The following is a 15,955-nucleotide window of genomic DNA, read 5'->3' as shown; positions in this document are numbered from 1 at the left end:
AACTTGTTAAAGAGCGTTTGGTTAAGCCTTCGTCTCAACCGAGGCGCGCATTCTACAGCACCTCTTCAACCCGTCAAGCTCTTTTTCGAAAATTTCTTTTCTACTCAATCGCTTGCGCTTCCGATCAGCCATTCAGCTTCTCGTCAGCGGGAGGCAAATTCTACAGGATCATCGATCGCTGTCAACACCCTCCACAGCCACTTTTGAAAACCTTCTTCAAAAGTGCGGAGCCGTATAACCAAGCCCCTACTCTCAGCACCAACCAGAACATAACTTATTGTTTTGGAAGGCTTTCTTTGCAGAAGCGCTGAAAGTGGGGCGCATTATAGGGCCGCAGATTTCGACGTCAACCCCCGAAAAGCAAAATAAATCAGCCTTTTACCTCAATACGAGCAAAAGCCTTCTTGCCGGCCTGGCAGATATAAGAGGAGCCCACTTTCAGAACAAAAGCACGATCGACCACCTCACCATCTACCTTGACCGTCCCAGCCCCCAGCAGGTCGCGCGCTGCCGCAGCATTCTTTACCAAGCCAGCCCGATTAAGAGCCGCCGCTATGGGCATATCCTCAGCCGACGCAATAACCACGGTCGGCAAATCCTCCGGCAGCTCGCCATCCTTCATGCGATTGCCAGCCGAACGATGCGCCGAAGCAGCCGCCTCTTCACCATGGAAGCGCGCGACAATCTCCTCAGCCAGCTTGATCTTGATATCACGCGGATTGGCACCAGCCAGGACATCCTGCTTGAACTGCTCGATCTCCTCCATGGAGCGGAAGCTCAAGAGCTCGAAGTAACGCCACATCAAAGCATCGGGAATAGACACCAGCTTGCTGTACATCACGCCCGGCGCCTCCTGAATACCCACATAGTTATTCAGCGACTTGGACATCTTCTTCACGCCATCCAGCCCCTCCAGCAGAGGCATGGTGACAATGCACTGCGGCTCCTGGCCGTAGGCACGCTGAAGCTCACGCCCCATGAGCAGGTTGAACTTCTGATCAGTACCACCCAGCTCGACATCAGCTTTGAGCGCCACAGAGTCGTAACCCTGCACCAGCGGATAAAGGAACTCATGAATAGCGATTGGCTGGTTATCGCTGTAACGCTTATTGAAATCGTCACGCTCAAGCATGCGCGCTACGGTGTACTGAGACGCGAGACGGATAAAGTCAGCAGGCGTCAGCTTGTCCATCCAAGAGGCATTAAACGCCACCTCGGTCCTGGCCGGATCCAGAATCTTGAACACCTGCGCCTTGTAGGTTTCGGCATTTTCCAGCACCTGCTCGCGCGTCAGCGGCGGGCGCGTAGCGCTCTTGCCAGAAGGATCACCGATCATCCCGGTGAAATCGCCGATCAGGAAAATCACCTGATGCCCCAACTCCTGGAACTGGCGCAGCTTATTAATAAGCACAGTGTGCCCGAGATGCAGATCCGGCGCAGTCGGGTCAAAACCGGCCTTGACACGCAACGGCTGGCCGCGCTTGAGCTTTTCAACCAGTTCCGCTTCAACCAGAACCTCTTCCGCACCACGCTTGATCAGCGCCAGCTGCTCTTCTACCGACTTCATCTCAGGCCCCACACTAGACCAGCACAAAAAAGGGAACCAACCATACAAGATCACTGACTAATTACAAGTTTTGCCCAAGCAAAGCCGCCGCCCGCGTGCGAGACGTCGGCCGGAGCTTGCTGCTAACAGATTTTGGTTATATTTTAGGCAGTTATATATATTGAAAAACGCCATTCGAAGCCATGACGCATAACGTTTCTAAAGCGCCGCGCTACCCGAAGACGCACCTGCTGGCTGCCAGCGGCGTCGCTGCGCTCTTGAGCCTGGCTCTCCTGGTGTTCCCCTCGAGCGACGTCGAGGCGAAAAGAACTCTGATTGACCTCGACCTTGAAGCCGATGCCGAGCGCATCATTCAGGAAAATGACGATCTCCGACCAGAGTCCGTCACAGGGGAGACAGAGGGATCGCCCTTTTCGCAAACAGGCAATCCAGTCCAGAAGAACAGCGCCGGAAAAGACGCGACTAATAAAGAAAGCTCAAACACCGTCAGCCAAACGCCTGCAGACCCGACCCGCAAGACTATTACTGTGGGTAAGGGCGATACCTTGTCGACAGTTTTTGCGCAGGCCGGGTTCGACAACCAGCTGGTGCACGAACTGCTTGCCAGCAGCAAGGAGGCGAAGCAGCTATCGCACCTCAAGGTTGGACAGGTACTTGAGTTCAAGCTGACTTCAACGGGTGATTTTGAGGGTGTCCGCTCGAAACTCAGCGACCTCGAAAGCATTCAGCTGAGCAAAACCGACAAGGGCTTTGTCTTCAAGCGCGACCTGATCAAACCCGAGGTACGCCAAACCTACGCCCGTGGCGTTATCGACAGCTCGCTGTTTGTCGCAACCAAACGCGCCGGCATGAGCCATGCGCTGGCGATGGATATGGCCAATATCTTTGGCTACGACATCGACTTCGCTCTGGATCTGCGTGACGGCGACAGCTTTGAAGTGCTGTATGAAGAGAAAGTGGTCAAGGACAAGCGCGTTGGCAGCGGCGCGATTCTGGCAGCCCGCTTCATCAACCGCGGCAAGACCTTCACCGCCATCCGCTACACCAACAAACAGGGCGTTAGCAGCTACTACACCGCCGACGGCAACAGCATGCGCAAAGCATTTATACGCACCCCGGTGGATTTTGCCCGCATCAGTTCTCGCTTCTCCAACGGGCGCCGCCACCCGATCCTGAACAAAATTCGTGCGCACAAGGGTGTCGACTATGCCGCCCCACGCGGCACACCGATCAAAGCCGCCGGGGACGGCCGCGTGCAACTGGCTGGGCGCAAGGGTGGCTACGGCAACACCGTCATCATTCAGCACGGCAGCCGCTACCGCACCCTGTACGGCCATATGAACGGCTTTGCCAAAGGCATCCGCACCGGCAGCACTGTGCGCCAGGGCCAGATCATCGGCTATATCGGCACCACCGGACTGTCCACCGGACCACACCTGCACTATGAGTTCCAGGTCAACGGCGTACATGTCGATCCACTCAGCCAGAAGCAACTGATGGCCGATCCCATCGCCCGCAATGAGAAGCAGCGCTTTCTGCAAATGAGCAAGCCGCTGCTGGCACAGCTCGACAAAGAAAAGGCCAGCATGCTGGCCATGAACAAGCGCTGATCCATGCCTTTGTATATCGGCGTAATGTCCGGTACCAGTCTGGACGGTATCGACATTGCGCTGATAGAGCAGAACAACGGGACGCAGCTACGTGGCAAGTTGTTCCTGCCCATGCCCGGCGAGCTTCGCCAGCAACTTTTGGATCTGTGTAGCTCCGGTGATAATGAAATTCAGCGCAGTGCCCTGGCGGAGGCGTGCTGGGCAACACTGGTAGCTGAAGGCATTCAGCAACTCCTGAGGCAGCAACAACTTTCCGCTTCCGACATCCGCGCCACAGGCAGCCACGGCCAGACCATCCGCCATGAGCCGGCGCAGGGTTATACCGTACAGATCGGCAATCCCGCCCTGCTCGCCGAGCTGACCGGCATCGATGTCATTGCCGACTTTCGTCGCCGCGACGTTGCCGCCGGAGGCCAGGGCGCCCCGCTGGTTCCGGCCTTCCATCAGGCGCTCTTCGGTAGTCAACCCGGCAAGCTGGCCGTGCTCAACGTTGGTGGTTTCAGCAATATCACCCTGCTTGAGCAAGGCTCGACAGCAGTTCGTGGTTTTGACTGCGGCCCCGGCAATGTCCTGATGGACGCCTGGATTCAGCAGCACCGAAACCAGCCTTATGACGACAACGGCAGCTGGGCCACTAGCGGCCAGATCCATCAGGGTTTGCTGGCCCGAATGCTGTCAGCGCCGTATTTCCGGGTACAGGGCCCCAAGAGCACGGGACGCGAGCTGTTCAACCTGGACTGGCTGAATCAGCAACTGCATCACCTTGATGTGATCGCTGCAGAAGACGTTCAGGCTACCCTGCTCGAACTGACAGCCCACTGCTGCAGCCAGGCACTGCTGAACACTCAGCCGGACAGCGAACGGCTGATCGTCTGTGGCGGCGGCGCGCACAATGGAGCACTGCTTGCCCGCCTTGGTCAGCAGCTACCCGGCGTGACAGTTGCGAGCAGCGACGACCTTGGCGCACCGGCGGACTGGATCGAGGCCATGGCTTTTGCCTGGCTGGCACACTGCTTCCTTGAGCGCATCCCGGCCAATCGCCCGAGTGTGACCGGGGCTGCGGGCTTGCGGGTATTGGGCGCACTTTATCCGGCGTGATGCACACCCCAGAAAGCAAAACGCCGCACAGCGTGCGGCGTTTTACCTGAGCAGCTAACGATCAGATCGAGAACGACTGACCACAGCCACAGGTGGTGCTGGCATTGGGGTTGTTGATCACGAAGCGCGATCCTTCCAGCCCCTCCTGATAGTCCACCTCGGCGCCCACCAGGTACTGAAAGCTCATTGGATCGACGACCAGGCTCACGCCATCGCGCTCGACAATGGTGTCGTCCTCTGAGACATCTTCATCGAAGGTGAAACCGTACTGGAAGCCCGAGCAACCGCCGCCGGTGACGAACACCCGCAGCTTCAGGCGCTCATTGCCCTCTTCGTCGATCAGGCTCTTCACCTTGTTCGCCGCACCCTGGGTAAACATCAGGGCAGTCGGGGTGAAGGTTTCGATGGTCATTGGCAATCTCCCGGCATTCAGCCGTTACAGCACTACTGGGCAGCATTATCCGCTTAACCCAGTAAAATGGTCAACTTATCTCAGGGCATCAGAGCCACGTTGGACAGGCCCAGACGCTCATCCAGTCCGAACAGGATGTTCATGTTCTGGATGGCCTGACCGGAAGCCCCCTTGACCAGATTGTCGATCACCGAAAGCACGACCACCTGATCACCGCCCTGCGGCCGGTGCACGGCAATGCGACAGACGTTGGCGCCGCGCACACTGCGGGTTTCCGGATGGCTACCCGCCGGCAGTACATCGACAAACGGCTCATTGGCATAACGCTGCTCGTACAGCGCCTGCAGATCCACGCCGCGATCAACCACCGTGGCGTAAAGCGTGGCGTGGATACCGCGAATCATCGGCGTCAGGTGCGGCACGAAGGTCAGCCCGACATCCTGCCCGGCCGCGCGGCGCAGCCCCTGGCGAATCTCCGGCAGATGGCGGTGACCTTTCACCGAGTAGGCCTTCATGCTTTCGCCGGCCTCACAGAGCAGCGAACCGACACTGGCGCCGCGGCCGGCGCCACTGACGCCCGACTTGCAGTCGGCAATCAGCGTGGCCGGATTGGCCAGCCCCTGCTCCAGCAGCGGCAGGAAACCCAGTTGAGTGGCGGTCGGGTAGCAACCGGCCACGGCAATCAGGCGCGCCTGCCTGATCGCCTCGCGGTTGACCTCCGGCAAGCCGTAGACCGCCTCAGGCAACAGTTCCGGCGCGCCATGAGGCTGGCCGTACCACTTGGCCCACTCTTCGGCATCCTGCAGGCGGAAGTCGGCAGACAGGTCGATCACCTTGGTACCGGTGGCCAGCAGCTCACCGGCCAGGGCATGCGCCACGCCATGCGGAGTGGCAAAAAACACCACGTCGCAGCTGCCGAGGGTCGCCACGTCCGGCACGCTGAAAGCCAGGCCGTCGTAGTGGCCGCGCAGATTGGGGTACATGTCGGCGACCTTGACGCCCTCTTCCGAACGCGAGGTGATCACCGCCACTTCCGCCTGCGGGTGTTGCGCCAACAGACGCAGCAACTCCACACCGGTGTAGCCCGTGCCGCCGACGATACCGACCTTGATCATGCTGCCTTCCCCCCGGGTACGCATCTTGAGTACAAATAAAGGCCGCGATGATAAAGCCGCAGGCCGCATCGGGCCAGCAGCAGAGTGACGCACAGGCGCGCGGCCACTACTATCGGCGCAGGTATAAGGAGACCCGTAATGCTCTATCTGTGGATCAAGGCCCTGCACATCATCGCCATCGTCTGCTGGTTCGCCGGCCTGTTCTATCTGCCACGCCTGTTCGTCTACCACGCCATGAGCGAAGACCAGCCGAGTCGCGAGCGTTTCATCGTCATGGAACGCAAGCTCTACCGCGGCATCATGAATCCCTCGATGATTGCCACGCTGCTGTTCGGTGGCTGGCTGCTCTACCTCAACCCGGTCTGGCTCAGCCAGGGCTGGCTGCACGCCAAGCTGCTGCTGGTGGCACTGCTGGTGGGCTATCACCACGCCTGCGGCGTGATGTACAAACGCTTTGCCCGAGGCGACAACAGCCGTGGCCATGTGTTTTACCGCTGGTTCAATGAGGTCCCCGTACTCTTCCTGCTGGCGATTGTCATTCTGGTTGTCGTCAAACCCTTCTAGCCTGCCCCTGCGCAAATGGGAGTCACCATGAGCCTGCCTGCCTTGCTGCAAGACAAACTGCGCCTGCCACTGGTGGCTGCCCCGATGTTTCTGGTTTCCGGCCCGGAGCTGGTTCGCGCCTGCTGCGCTCAGGGCATTGTCGGCAGCTTCCCGGCCCTCAATCAGCGCGAAACCAGCGGCTTTCGCGCCTGGCTGGAAGAGATCAATGCCGGACTTACGCCACAGGCCGCGCCTTATGCCGTCAATCTGATCGTGCATGGCAGCAATCCGCGCCTGCAGGCAGACCTCGCCGTCTGCGTCGAACAACACGTGCCCATCGTGATCACCAGCTTGGGCGCCGTGAAGGAAGTGGTGGATGCCGTCCACAGCTACGGTGGACTGGTTTTCCATGATGTCACCACCCGCCGCCACGCTGAAAAAGCCGCCGAAGCCGGTGTGGATGGGCTGATTGCGGTCGCCGCCGGCGCCGGCGGACATGCCGGAACCTGGAGCCCGTTTGCCCTGATCGCCGAGATTCGCCAGTTCTTCGACAAAGCGCTGCTGCTGGCCGGCTGCCTCAATCACGGCCACGAAATACTCGCCGCGCAATTGCTGGGCGCCGATCTGGCCTACATGGGCACGCGCCTGATCGCCACTGAGGAAAGCCGCGCCAGCGCCGAGTACAAGCAGATGCTGCTGGATGCCCAGGCCGCCGACATCATTCACACGCCGGCCGTCTCCGGCGTGCCGGCCAGTTTCATGCGCCAGAGCCTGCTGGCCGCCGGCTATGACCTCGCCCGCCTGCAGGACAAGGGCGACATCAATTACGGCGAGAAGCTCAAGCCAGTCAACGACGAGGCCAAGGCCTGGAAAACCGTCTGGTCGGCCGGGCAAGGCGCCGGCGACATTCATGACCTGCCGAGCGTGGCCGAGCTCGTCGCGCGACTGGACGGCGAGTATCGGGCCGCCCTGCAGCACGCTCAGCAGCTTGGTCAATCCCGGCGGCGCTAAGTCACCCCTCAATGGCCTGCGCCCTGACTTGTTGTCCAGACGGTCAGGGCTTAGGCTTGAAGCCACATCATTCTTCGCCCCGACAAGGAAGCCCTGATGAGCGAACCCCGCTACTCCATCCTGTTTGCCGGTGAGGCCCTGCCGGGCTTTGCCCTCGACACCGTCAAAGCCAACCTGGCCGGCCTGTTCAAGAGCGATCTGGACAAGATCGAAGCCCTGTTCAGCGGTCAGAGCGTTCCGCTCAAGCGCAATCTGGAAAGCGCGGAAGCCGACAAATACCTGGCAGCCTTGCAGCGTGCCGGCGCCAAGGTCAGCAAGCAGAGTGAAGGTCTGCAACTGTCCCTGGTGGCCACCGATGACCACCCTGACGAAAGCGTTTCGGCACCGCAGCCCGCCGAAGAATCCGCCAGCAGCACCCGCATGACCTGCCCCAAGTGCGGTCACGAACAGGCCAAGTCGGCCGAATGCGAAGCCTGCGGCATCATCATCGAGAAGTACCTGGCCCGTCAGGCACAGCTGCAGGAGGAAGCTGCCGTTATTCAGGCCTCCATCAGCAGTGCATCCCCGACAGCCGCGCCCGAAACACCGGCCAATGCATCGCCTTATGCCCCGCCTCAAGCCAATGTGGCCGAACAGCTACCGGAGTTTGGCGAACTGAAACCCTTTGGCGTTACCGGACGCATCGGGCGCCTGCGCTACCTGGCCTGGTCGCTGGTACTCATTCTGGTCATGGCTCCTGCACTGGGCATTGCGGCGCTGGGTATGGGCATTTCCGACACGGTCGGAATCATCCTGATCGCAGGCGTGACGATCGCAATGGTCGTTGTCAGCGTACAGATTGGCGTGCAGCGCCTGCACGACATCGGCTGGTCGGGCTGGCTGTATCTGCTGAATCTTGTCCCTATCGTGGGCAGCGTGTTTCCGCTGCTGATGCTGCTGATTCCGGGCAACGCCGGCGCCAACCGCTACGGCCCGCCACAACCGCCGAACAGCACAGCCGTCAAGGTTCTGGCCTCGCTGTGGCTGGTGATTCTGCTGCTGGTGGTGATTGCCGCCATCGCAGGCGGCGTCGGCATGCTGGACTCGCTGGGTGGCGACATGGACCTGTCCAGCATGGACAGCGAAAGCAGCTATGCAGAACCCGTGGAGGCCGCCGCGCCGGCAGCCCCTTACGAGTACAGCGAAGAATAATGCCGCCCCTGGCCGACCATTGCGGTCGGCCAGCTTTCTACCCCGCCTGCACCGTGCGCCCTGCAGCCCAGGCGCGCAATCCGGCCAGTTGTTCGGCCATCACCACCGACAACGGCGCCGTGCGCGCCAACTCGTGCAGCAGCAGCGTCTGGTCGACCGATGTCTGCCGCGCCTGCGCCGCATACAGAGCCCCCACCACCGCCTGCTCGATCTCGGCGCCGGAGAAACCCTCGCTGGCCTGCGCCAGTGCCGCCAGATCGAACTGCGCCGGGTCCAGCTCACGCTGCTGCAGGTGAATCCGAAAGATGTCCTGACGCACCTCCCCCTGCGGCAGATCGACAAAGAACAGCTCGTCGAAGCGCCCCTTGCGCACCAGCTCCGGCGGCAGCCGGTCGATGGCGTTGGCCGTGGCGACCATGAAAACCGGGCTCTTGCGCTCGGCCATCCAGGTCAGCAGGGTTCCCAGCACGCGCTGACTGACACCGCCGTCCTGTTCGCCGCTGGCCAGGCCCTTTTCCACCTCGTCCATCCACAGCACGCAGGGCGCCATCTGCTCTGCCAGCTTGAGCGCCTCACGCAGATTGCGTTCGGTCTCACCGAAGAACTTGTTGTACAGGCAGGCAAAATCCAGACGCAGCAGGGGCAGCCCCCACAGCCCGGCAACCGCCTTGGCCGCCAGGCTCTTGCCACCGCCCTGCACGCCGACCAGTAGGATGCCCTTGGGCATGTCTTCGCTCACCTCGCCGAGGAAGGCCTGCTGCCGCTCGCCCAGCCAGCGTTTGAGATTCTCCAGACCACCGACATCGGCGAACCGTGCGGTTTCGTACTCCAGGCTGAGCACACCCTCCATATCGAGCAACTGGAACTTGCTGCGGTTGAGTGCTCCGAGATCGTCCTGAGTAATGGCGCCGTCATTCCAGATGATCGAGCGGGCCAAGAGGCGCGCCTCGGCATGGCTCATGCCGCGCAGGTTCTTCACCACCTGCTGCAGGGTGCGGTTGTCGGTACGCACCCGAGCCCCGCGATTGCTGTTGCTCCAGTGACTGGCTTCGTCGCGGACGATGGCCAGCAGCTCCTCTTCACTCGGCAGGGTCAGGCTGAAGCGCGCAGTCAGACGCTGCAGCTCGGCCGGCAGCTTAAAGGCGTGCGACACCAGTACCAGCGTCGGCTTGTGCGTGCCCTCAGCCATGGCGATTTCCTTGAGCAGGCGCACGCGCTTGGGCTCGTTCTCCAAAAACGGATGCAGGTCGCACATCACGTACAGTGTCGGCTGCACATCCGCCTTGACCAGCTTGAGCGCGGCCTCTGGATCGCAGCTGTCCACCTCGCCAATCGGGTCGCCACCAAAGCCCAGGCGCTGCAGGCCCTCGGTCACCGACCAGGTGAGCAGACTGAGACCGCGCTTGACCGCCAGCCCGGTGAGCACCTCCAGCACCCGGGGCTCGTCCCAGGACTCGATCACCACCAGCTTGACCCGCGAGTCCAGCACCAGCCCCAGATCATGAATATCGTTCTTCACACTCGCTCCTTGTGCCGGCACGCGCTGGCCGGAAAGTGCGCCCGCCGTTTACACTCGGCCGCTCTGTCAACAACCCGGGAATAGTTCCATGGATTGTCTGTTCTGCAAAATCGTCGCCGGGCAGATTCCGGCACGCAAGCTCTATGAAGACGAACACGTGGTCGCCTTCCATGACATCGCGCCGCAGGCGCCAGTGCACTTTCTGGTGATCCCGAAAAAGCACATCAGCACCCTCAACGACCTGACCGAAGAAGACAAGGCACTGGCTGGCCATATTCTCTTCACCGCCCAGCGCCTGGCCAGAGAGCAGGGCTGCGAAGAAGGCTTCCGTGTGGTGATGAACTGCAACGAGCTGGGCGGTCAGACCGTCTACCACATCCATATGCACGTGCTCGGCCAGCGTCAGCTGAACTGGCCGCCGGGCTGATGCGCGGTCTGCTCTATCTGCTGTTTGGTCTGAGCCTCAGTGCTCAGGCCATGCCCGAGGGCACGGTGTTTCGCGACACCCTGCCCGGCGGACAGCCCGGCCCCGAACTGGTGGTGGTCCCTGCCGGCCAGTTCGAACTGGGCGACCTGAGTGGTCGTGGCAACCACAATGAGCGCCCAGCGCTCCCCGTGCAGATTACCCGTAGCTTTGCCATCGGCCGCTTTGAAATCACCTTTGCCGACTGGCGCCTGTACCAGCAGGCCACCCGGACCCCGCTGCCAGACAACGAAGGCTGGGGACTGTCCGACGTGCGCCCGGTCATCAACGTGTCCTGGCAGGAAGCCCGCGCCTACTGCCAGTGGCTCAGCCGCATGAGCGGGCAGCGCTATCGCCTGCCGACCGAAGCCGAGTGGGAATATGCCGCCCGCGCCGGCAGCCGCAGTTACTACTGGTGGGGCGAGCAGCTGGACAGCCCCGAGCAGCACCCACGTGCCCACTGCCGGGGCTGCAACAGCCCGCGCATCATTCAGAACAAGACCGCCCAGATCGGGCGCTTTGCGCCCAATGCCTTTGGCCTGTACGACACGGCCGGCAATGTCTGGGAGTGGACCGCCTCGCGCTATGCCCACCCCTGGGATGGCAGCGAACAGCGCGACGCCGGCCTGCTCGACCAGAGCCCGCGCGTGGTGCGTGGCGGCGCCTGGAACAGTGGCCCGGCCTATTTGCGCAGCAGCCTGCGTGACCTGCGCCAGCCGGATCAGAAGCACTACGCCCTTGGCCTGCGCGTCGTTCGCGAACTGGACTGAGCCCACGCAACGCCCGTCGCCCGGCCTGATACCGGTCAAGCCTTGCACAGCCGTGTGAGTTAAACTGCGCCTGTCACCTTCTGGAGCCAAGAGCATGACTGGCAACCGCGCCTACACCCCGGCTGATCGTCTGCTGCTGCAAGCCGATGCAGCCCTGCGAACACTGCTGCCATTCAGTGGCCAGCCTCACCGCGCCTCGCCCGCGGTGCTGGAAAACGAGCAGCCACTGGACGCAGCCAGCACCCAGCATGTGGCCGGTCTGATGCGCATCAACCACACCGGCGAGGTCTGCGCACAGGCGCTGTATCAGGGCCAGGCGCTGACCGCCAAGCTGCCCGAAGTGCGCGCGGCCATGGAGCATGCCGCCGAGGAGGAAATCGATCACCTGGCCTGGTGCGAACAGCGCATCCGCGAACTGGGCAGCCGCCCGAGCCTGCTCAACCCGCTGTTCTACGGTCTGTCGTTCGGCGTCGGTGCCCTGGCCGGACTGGTCAGCGACAAGGTCAGTCTGGGCTTCGTCGCCGCCACCGAGGATCAGGTGGTCAAACACCTGGACGAGCACCTGCAACAGATCCCCGCCGAAGATCGCAAGTCGCGCGCCATTCTCGAGCAAATGAAAAGTGACGAGCAGCAGCATGCCACGACCGCCCTCGAAGCCGGCGGACTGAACTTCCCGGCTCCGGTTAAGTTCGGCATGAGCCTGCTGGCCAAGGTCATGACCAAGAGCACCTACCGGATCTGACCGATCCGGCAGGCACAAAAAAGGGCGCCAGAAGCGCCCTTTTTTCATCATCAGACTCAGCCCAGCTCGACAATCTCGTAGTCGTGGGTGATCTCGACACCGGCACGACCAAGCATGATCGAGGCCGAGCAGTACTTCTCCGCCGACAGCTCCACCGCACGCTTGACCTGGGCTTCTTTCAGCCCGCGACCCTTGACCACGAAGTGCAGGTGAATCTTGGTGAACACCTTGGGATCCTCATCGGCCCGCTCGGCTTCCAGGAAGGCCTCGCAGCTCTCCACCGGCTGCCGGCCCTTTTTCAGGATGCTCACCACATCGAAGTTGCTGCAGCCACCCAGACCCAGCAGCACCATCTCCATCGGCCGCACGCCCAGGTTGCGGCCACCGGCTTCCGGCGGGCCATCCATGACCACCACATGGCCACTGCCGGACTCGCCCAGGAACATGGCTTCGCCGGCCCACTGGATACGTGCTTTCATCTAGGGGACTCCACGCTGTATAAAGAAGGGCCGAAAGCTTAACACAGGCCCCGGATGGCCTTAGATAGGCACTTGAGCTGAGAATGTAGGCGCCCAGGTGTTAGCCAGGTCGCAAAACGCACTATCCGGCTGGGATGCGTCTGTTAAGCTGGCGCCGGATAACTGGCACACTTAGACGTATAACTAATAAGAAAAATGGCCTTCTAGACAAAGGCTTACCTTTTTTCCTCTCGGGACTCGGGCATGGTAGCAATTACCCTCACACCCAAAATCAAGAACCTGGACAAGCTGCTCGCGCACTGTCATCGCCGTCGCTACACCGCCAAGAGCACCATCATCTACGCCGGCGACCGCTGCGAGACCCTGTTCATCATCATCAAGGGCTCGGTGACCATCCTCATCGAGGATGACGATGGCCGCGAGATGATCATCGGCTACCTCAATCCCGGCGATTTCTTCGGCGAGATGGGCCTGTTCGACAAGGAAGGCCAGGAAAACGAGCGCAGCGCCTGGGTCCGCGCCAAGACCGAATGCGAGGTCGGTGAAATCAGCTACGCCAAGTTCCGCGAGCTGACCCAGCAGGACCCGGACATTCTCTATACCCTCGGCAACCAGATGGCCGAGCGTCTGCGCAAGACCACGCGCAAGGTCGGCGACCTGGCCTTCCTCGACGTGACCGGTCGTGTCGCACGCACCCTGCTCGACCTGTGCAAGCAGCCGGACGCCATGACCCACCCCGATGGCATGCAGATCAAGATCACCCGTCAGGAAATCGGCCGCATCGTCGGCTGCTCCCGCGAGATGGTCGGCCGCGTACTGAAGTCCCTGGAAGAACAGGGTCTGGTGCATGTCAAAGGCAAGACCATGGTGGTATTCGGTACCCGTTAAGGCCTGCCGGCCAGACCAATGAAAAAGCCCGCCAATCGGCGGGCTTTTTTGTACCGGCACATTCAGTCCGGATCAGCACCCAGTTGCACCGGCGCCTTGCCGGGGAAGAACAGGCGCTGCAACTCGACGCCCGGTTCCTCGGCGCGCATGAAGGCTTCGCCAACGAGGAAGGCATGCACCTCGTTGATTTCCATCAGCTCGACATCGGCGCGGTTGAGAATGCCGCTCTCGGTAATCACCAGACGGTCGCTAGGAATCTGCGGCAGCAGGTCCAGCGTCGTATCCAGGCTCACCTCGAAGGTATGCAGGTTGCGGTTGTTGATGCCCACCAGCGGCGTATCAAGCACCTTCAGCGCCCGCTCCAGCTCGCTGGCATCGTGCACCTCCACCAGCACATCGAGGCCGACATCCCTGGCGGTCGCGGCCAGCTCGGCCATGCGCCCGTCATCCAGTGCCGAGACGATCAGCAGCACGCAGTCGGCAGCCAGCGCGCGGGCCTCGACAATCTGATAGGGGTCGACCATGAAGTCCTTGCGGATCACCGGCAGACTGCACGCCGCGCGCGCTTCGCGCAGGTAATCATCCGCGCCCTGGAAGAAGTCGATATCGGTCAGCACCGACAGGCAGGTCGCGCCGCCTGCGGCGTAGCTGCGGGCAATGTCCGCCGGAACGAAATGCTCACGCAGCACGCCCTTGCTCGGCGAAGCCTTCTTAACCTCGGCAATCACCGCCGGCTCACGGCGCGCCACCCGGGCCTGCAGGGCTGCGGCGAAACCACGCGGCGCATCGGCACCACGCGCCAGCGCCTCGATCTCGGCGAAGCTCACCCGGGCACGGCGCTCGGCGACTTCCTCGAATTTGCGGGCAATGATCTTTTCCAGCACGGTGGGCAGGCTCACGCTTGATTCTCCTGTTGGAAGACGGCGGTAAAGGACACCAGCTCATCGAGCTTTTCCCAGGCCAGCCCGGTGTGCAGGGCATCCTGCGCCAGGTGCATGCCTTCCTTCAGGCTGCTGGCGTGGTCGGCGGCATAGAGCGCCGCACCGGCATTGAGCACGATCATGTCGGCGGCCTTCTGGCCGTTCTCGGTCTTGCGCTTGCCCAGCGCATCGCGAATCAGCGCCAGCGATTCCTGCGCATCGTTGACCGACAGACCGATCAGCGTCTGACTCTTGATGCCGAAGTCTTCCGGCTGAATCTGGTACTCGCGGATCTCTCCGTCCTTGAGTTCGGCGACAAAGGTCGGCGCCGCCAGGCTGATTTCGTCCAGACCATCGCTGGCATGCACCACCAGCACATGCTCACTGCCCAGGCGCTGCAGCACTTCAGCCAGCGGCCGGCACAGGGCCTGACTGAACACGCCGAGTACCTGATGCTTGACCCCTGCCGGGTTGGTCATCGGGCCCAGCATGTTGAAGATCGTGCGCAGCCCCAGCTCGCGGCGCGGGCCGATGGCATGCTTCATGGCGCCGTGATGGGCCGGGGCGAACATGAAGCCGACGCCGACACTTTCCACACAGCGCGCCACTTCCTCGGGCTTCAGATTCAGATAGACCCCAGCCGCCTCCAGCAGGTCGGCGCTGCCGCTCTTGCCGGATACCGCGCGGTTGCCATGCTTGGCCACCTTGCCGCCTGCAGCCGCCACGACAAACGCCGCCGCAGTGGAGACGTTGAAGATATTCATGCCGTCGCCGCCGGTACCGCAGGTATCGACCAGGCGCTCGGCATGGATGGTCACGGGGGCTGCCAGCTCACGCATCACACTCGCGGCCCCGACGATCTCGTCGATGGTCTCGCTCTTCATGCGCATGCCCATGAGGAAGGCACCGATCTGCGCATCGGTGCACTGGCCGGTCATGATCTCGCGCATCACGTCCTGCATTTCGGCCGTGCTCAGATCGAGGTTGTTGACCACCCGGTTGAGGGCTTCCTTGATATTCATGCGCGTACGCCCCCCTGTTGCTTGAGGAAGTTGGCAAACAGCTCGTGACCTTGTTCGGTCAGGATGGACTCGGGGTGGAACTGCACGCCCTCGATATTCAGGGTCTTGTGGCGCAGGCCCATGATCTCGTCCACCGAGCCGTCCTCGAACTGGGTCCAGGCAGTCATTTCCAGGCAGTCCGGCAGCGTCTCGCGCTTGACCACCAGCGAGTGATAGCGGGTCACGGTCAGCGGCTTGTTGAGGCCGGCGAACACGCCCTTGTCCTCATGGAATACCGGGCTGGTCTTGCCGTGCATCACCTGACGGGCGCGCACCACGTCACCGCCGAAGGCCTGACCGATGCTCTGGTGGCCCAGGCACACGCCGAGGATCGGCAGCTTGCCGGCAAAGTGCAGGATGGCCTCGATGGACACACCCGCCTCGGTCGGCGTACAGGGGCCGGGCGAAACCACGATGCGCTCAGGCTTGAGCGCTTCGATTTCGGCGACGGTCAGCTCATCGTTGCGGATCACATGGACATCGGCCCCCAACTCGCCGAGGTACTGCACCACGTTGTAGGTAAAGGAGTCGTAGTTATCGATCATCAGCAGCATGTTGGCGTCTCC

At 61.7% G+C, this 15,955-nt stretch carries 17 protein-coding genes and 1 pseudogene; 10 read left to right on the top strand and 8 right to left on the bottom strand.

What is annotated here, in order from left to right:
* Positions 1–207 (top strand): annotated as a pseudogene (locus CK486_RS18195) (hypothetical protein); the annotation flags it as partial.
* 163 nt (positions 208–370) lie between these two features.
* On the opposite strand, the gene tyrS reads toward CK486_RS18195, so the two are convergent.
* Positions 371–1,567 carry a tyrosine--tRNA ligase gene (gene tyrS, locus CK486_RS09215; RefSeq protein WP_095939989.1) on the bottom strand — a complete coding sequence of 399 codons (1,197 nt, stop codon included), beginning with the start codon at positions 1,565–1,567 and terminating at the stop codon, positions 371–373.
* Between the two features lie 182 nt (positions 1,568–1,749).
* Between tyrS and CK486_RS09210 the strand changes: the two genes are divergently transcribed.
* Both CK486_RS09210 and CK486_RS09205 read left to right on the top strand, forming a co-directional pair.
* Complete coding sequence (locus tag CK486_RS09210) at positions 1,750–3,177, top strand: peptidoglycan DD-metalloendopeptidase family protein (protein ID WP_095939988.1); 1,428 nt, start codon at positions 1,750–1,752, stop codon at positions 3,175–3,177.
* Positions 3,178–3,180: 3 nt separating this feature from the next.
* The gene (locus CK486_RS09205; protein WP_095939987.1) at positions 3,181–4,275 is read left to right on the top strand and encodes an anhydro-N-acetylmuramic acid kinase; all 1,095 of its coding nucleotides are present in this window, start codon (positions 3,181–3,183) and stop codon (positions 4,273–4,275) included.
* A 61-nt stretch (positions 4,276–4,336) separates the two neighbouring features.
* On the opposite strand, the gene erpA is transcribed toward CK486_RS09205, so the two are convergent.
* Both erpA and argC read right to left on the bottom strand, forming a co-directional pair.
* A complete protein-coding gene (gene erpA, locus CK486_RS09200) occupies positions 4,337–4,687 on the bottom strand; it encodes an iron-sulfur cluster insertion protein ErpA (RefSeq protein ID WP_095939986.1) in 351 nt (116 codons plus the stop codon).
* 80 nt (positions 4,688–4,767) lie between these two features.
* On the bottom strand, positions 4,768–5,802 hold the full coding sequence (gene argC, locus CK486_RS09195; protein ID WP_095939985.1) for an N-acetyl-gamma-glutamyl-phosphate reductase: 1,035 nt from the start codon (positions 5,800–5,802) through the stop codon (positions 4,768–4,770).
* A gap of 138 nt (positions 5,803–5,940) precedes the next feature.
* Between argC and hemJ the strand changes: the two genes are divergently transcribed.
* The 3 genes from hemJ (at position 5,941) to CK486_RS09180 (ending at position 8,547) form a co-directional block, all read left to right on the top strand.
* On the top strand, positions 5,941–6,366 hold the full coding sequence (hemJ, locus tag CK486_RS09190) for a protoporphyrinogen oxidase HemJ (protein ID WP_095939984.1): 426 nt from the start codon (positions 5,941–5,943) through the stop codon (positions 6,364–6,366).
* A 27-nt stretch (positions 6,367–6,393) separates the two neighbouring features.
* Positions 6,394–7,356 carry a nitronate monooxygenase family protein gene (locus CK486_RS09185; RefSeq protein WP_095939983.1) on the top strand — a complete coding sequence of 321 codons (963 nt, stop codon included), beginning with the start codon at positions 6,394–6,396 and terminating at the stop codon, positions 7,354–7,356.
* A gap of 96 nt (positions 7,357–7,452) precedes the next feature.
* Positions 7,453–8,547 (top strand): DUF805 domain-containing protein, encoded by a 1,095-nt coding sequence (locus CK486_RS09180; protein ID WP_095939982.1) that lies wholly within the window; start codon positions 7,453–7,455, stop codon positions 8,545–8,547.
* A gap of 37 nt (positions 8,548–8,584) precedes the next feature.
* Here CK486_RS09180 and CK486_RS09175 read toward each other — a convergent pair whose 3' ends face one another.
* Complete coding sequence (locus CK486_RS09175) at positions 8,585–10,066, bottom strand: AAA family ATPase (protein WP_095939981.1); 1,482 nt, start codon at positions 10,064–10,066, stop codon at positions 8,585–8,587.
* A gap of 88 nt (positions 10,067–10,154) precedes the next feature.
* Between CK486_RS09175 and CK486_RS09170 the strand changes: the two genes are divergently transcribed.
* The 3 genes from CK486_RS09170 to coq7 all read left to right on the top strand — a co-directional run bounded on the left by CK486_RS09170 (position 10,155) and on the right by coq7 (position 12,041).
* Positions 10,155–10,493 (top strand): histidine triad nucleotide-binding protein, encoded by a 339-nt coding sequence (locus CK486_RS09170; protein ID WP_095939980.1) that lies wholly within the window; start codon positions 10,155–10,157, stop codon positions 10,491–10,493.
* Positions 10,493–11,299 carry a formylglycine-generating enzyme family protein gene (locus CK486_RS09165; RefSeq protein ID WP_095939979.1) on the top strand — a complete coding sequence of 269 codons (807 nt, stop codon included), beginning with the start codon at positions 10,493–10,495 and terminating at the stop codon, positions 11,297–11,299. The genes CK486_RS09170 and CK486_RS09165 overlap by 1 nt, the downstream gene beginning before the upstream one ends.
* A 94-nt stretch (positions 11,300–11,393) precedes the next feature.
* Positions 11,394–12,041 carry a 2-polyprenyl-3-methyl-6-methoxy-1,4-benzoquinone monooxygenase gene (gene coq7 / locus CK486_RS09160; RefSeq protein ID WP_095939978.1) on the top strand — a complete coding sequence of 216 codons (648 nt, stop codon included), beginning with the start codon at positions 11,394–11,396 and terminating at the stop codon, positions 12,039–12,041.
* A gap of 56 nt (positions 12,042–12,097) precedes the next feature.
* Here the strand turns inward: coq7 and CK486_RS09155 are convergent, their stop codons facing one another.
* Positions 12,098–12,520, bottom strand: a complete 423-nt coding sequence (locus CK486_RS09155) for an OsmC family protein (RefSeq protein ID WP_095939977.1) — start codon at positions 12,518–12,520, stop codon at positions 12,098–12,100.
* Between the two features lie 243 nt (positions 12,521–12,763).
* Between CK486_RS09155 and crp the strand changes: the two genes are divergently transcribed.
* Positions 12,764–13,408 carry a cAMP-activated global transcriptional regulator CRP gene (gene crp / locus CK486_RS09150; protein WP_095939976.1) on the top strand — a complete coding sequence of 215 codons (645 nt, stop codon included), beginning with the start codon at positions 12,764–12,766 and terminating at the stop codon, positions 13,406–13,408.
* A 62-nt stretch (positions 13,409–13,470) separates the two neighbouring features.
* Here the strand turns inward: crp and trpC are convergent, their stop codons facing one another.
* Genes trpC through CK486_RS09135 form a run of 3 tightly spaced genes read right to left on the bottom strand, consistent with a single transcriptional unit; the run spans position 13,471 to position 15,943 of the window.
* A complete protein-coding gene (gene trpC, locus CK486_RS09145; RefSeq protein WP_095939975.1) occupies positions 13,471–14,307 on the bottom strand; it encodes an indole-3-glycerol phosphate synthase TrpC in 837 nt (278 codons plus the stop codon).
* Positions 14,304–15,350 (bottom strand): anthranilate phosphoribosyltransferase, encoded by a 1,047-nt coding sequence (gene trpD / locus CK486_RS09140; protein ID WP_095939974.1) that lies wholly within the window; start codon positions 15,348–15,350, stop codon positions 14,304–14,306. The genes trpC and trpD overlap by 4 nt, the downstream gene beginning before the upstream one ends.
* Positions 15,347–15,943, bottom strand: a complete 597-nt coding sequence (locus CK486_RS09135; RefSeq protein ID WP_095939973.1) for an aminodeoxychorismate/anthranilate synthase component II — start codon at positions 15,941–15,943, stop codon at positions 15,347–15,349. The genes trpD and CK486_RS09135 overlap by 4 nt, the downstream gene beginning before the upstream one ends.
* Between the last annotated feature and the right edge of the window lie 12 nt (positions 15,944–15,955).

Source organism: Pseudomonas sp. HAR-UPW-AIA-41 (assembly GCF_002304225.1).
Lineage (GTDB): Bacteria > Pseudomonadota > Gammaproteobacteria > Pseudomonadales > Pseudomonadaceae > Aquipseudomonas.
Note: the sequence above shows the minus strand (reverse complement) of the source record. Positions and strands in the feature narration are given on the sequence as shown.

Coding starts and splice junctions, on each gene's coding strand:
- erpA (WP_095939986.1), bottom strand. CDS start 4,687: ATGACCATCGAAACCTTCACCCCGACTGCCCTGATGTTTACCCAGGGT.
- CK486_RS09210 (WP_095939988.1), top strand. CDS start 1,750: ATGACGCATAACGTTTCTAAAGCGCCGCGCTACCCGAAGACGCACCTG.
- CK486_RS09185 (WP_095939983.1), top strand. CDS start 6,394: ATGAGCCTGCCTGCCTTGCTGCAAGACAAACTGCGCCTGCCACTGGTG.
- trpD (WP_095939974.1), bottom strand. CDS start 15,350: ATGAATATCAAGGAAGCCCTCAACCGGGTGGTCAACAACCTCGATCTG.
- coq7 (WP_095939978.1), top strand. CDS start 11,394: ATGACTGGCAACCGCGCCTACACCCCGGCTGATCGTCTGCTGCTGCAA.
- CK486_RS09165 (WP_095939979.1), top strand. CDS start 10,493: ATGCGCGGTCTGCTCTATCTGCTGTTTGGTCTGAGCCTCAGTGCTCAG.
- argC (WP_095939985.1), bottom strand. CDS start 5,802: ATGATCAAGGTCGGTATCGTCGGCGGCACGGGCTACACCGGTGTGGAG.
- CK486_RS09155 (WP_095939977.1), bottom strand. CDS start 12,520: ATGAAAGCACGTATCCAGTGGGCCGGCGAAGCCATGTTCCTGGGCGAG.
- CK486_RS09170 (WP_095939980.1), top strand. CDS start 10,155: ATGGATTGTCTGTTCTGCAAAATCGTCGCCGGGCAGATTCCGGCACGC.
- CK486_RS09135 (WP_095939973.1), bottom strand. CDS start 15,943: ATGCTGCTGATGATCGATAACTACGACTCCTTTACCTACAACGTGGTG.
- hemJ (WP_095939984.1), top strand. CDS start 5,941: ATGCTCTATCTGTGGATCAAGGCCCTGCACATCATCGCCATCGTCTGC.
- CK486_RS09205 (WP_095939987.1), top strand. CDS start 3,181: ATGCCTTTGTATATCGGCGTAATGTCCGGTACCAGTCTGGACGGTATC.
- CK486_RS09180 (WP_095939982.1), top strand. CDS start 7,453: ATGAGCGAACCCCGCTACTCCATCCTGTTTGCCGGTGAGGCCCTGCCG.
- tyrS (WP_095939989.1), bottom strand. CDS start 1,567: ATGAAGTCGGTAGAAGAGCAGCTGGCGCTGATCAAGCGTGGTGCGGAA.
- crp (WP_095939976.1), top strand. CDS start 12,764: ATGGTAGCAATTACCCTCACACCCAAAATCAAGAACCTGGACAAGCTG.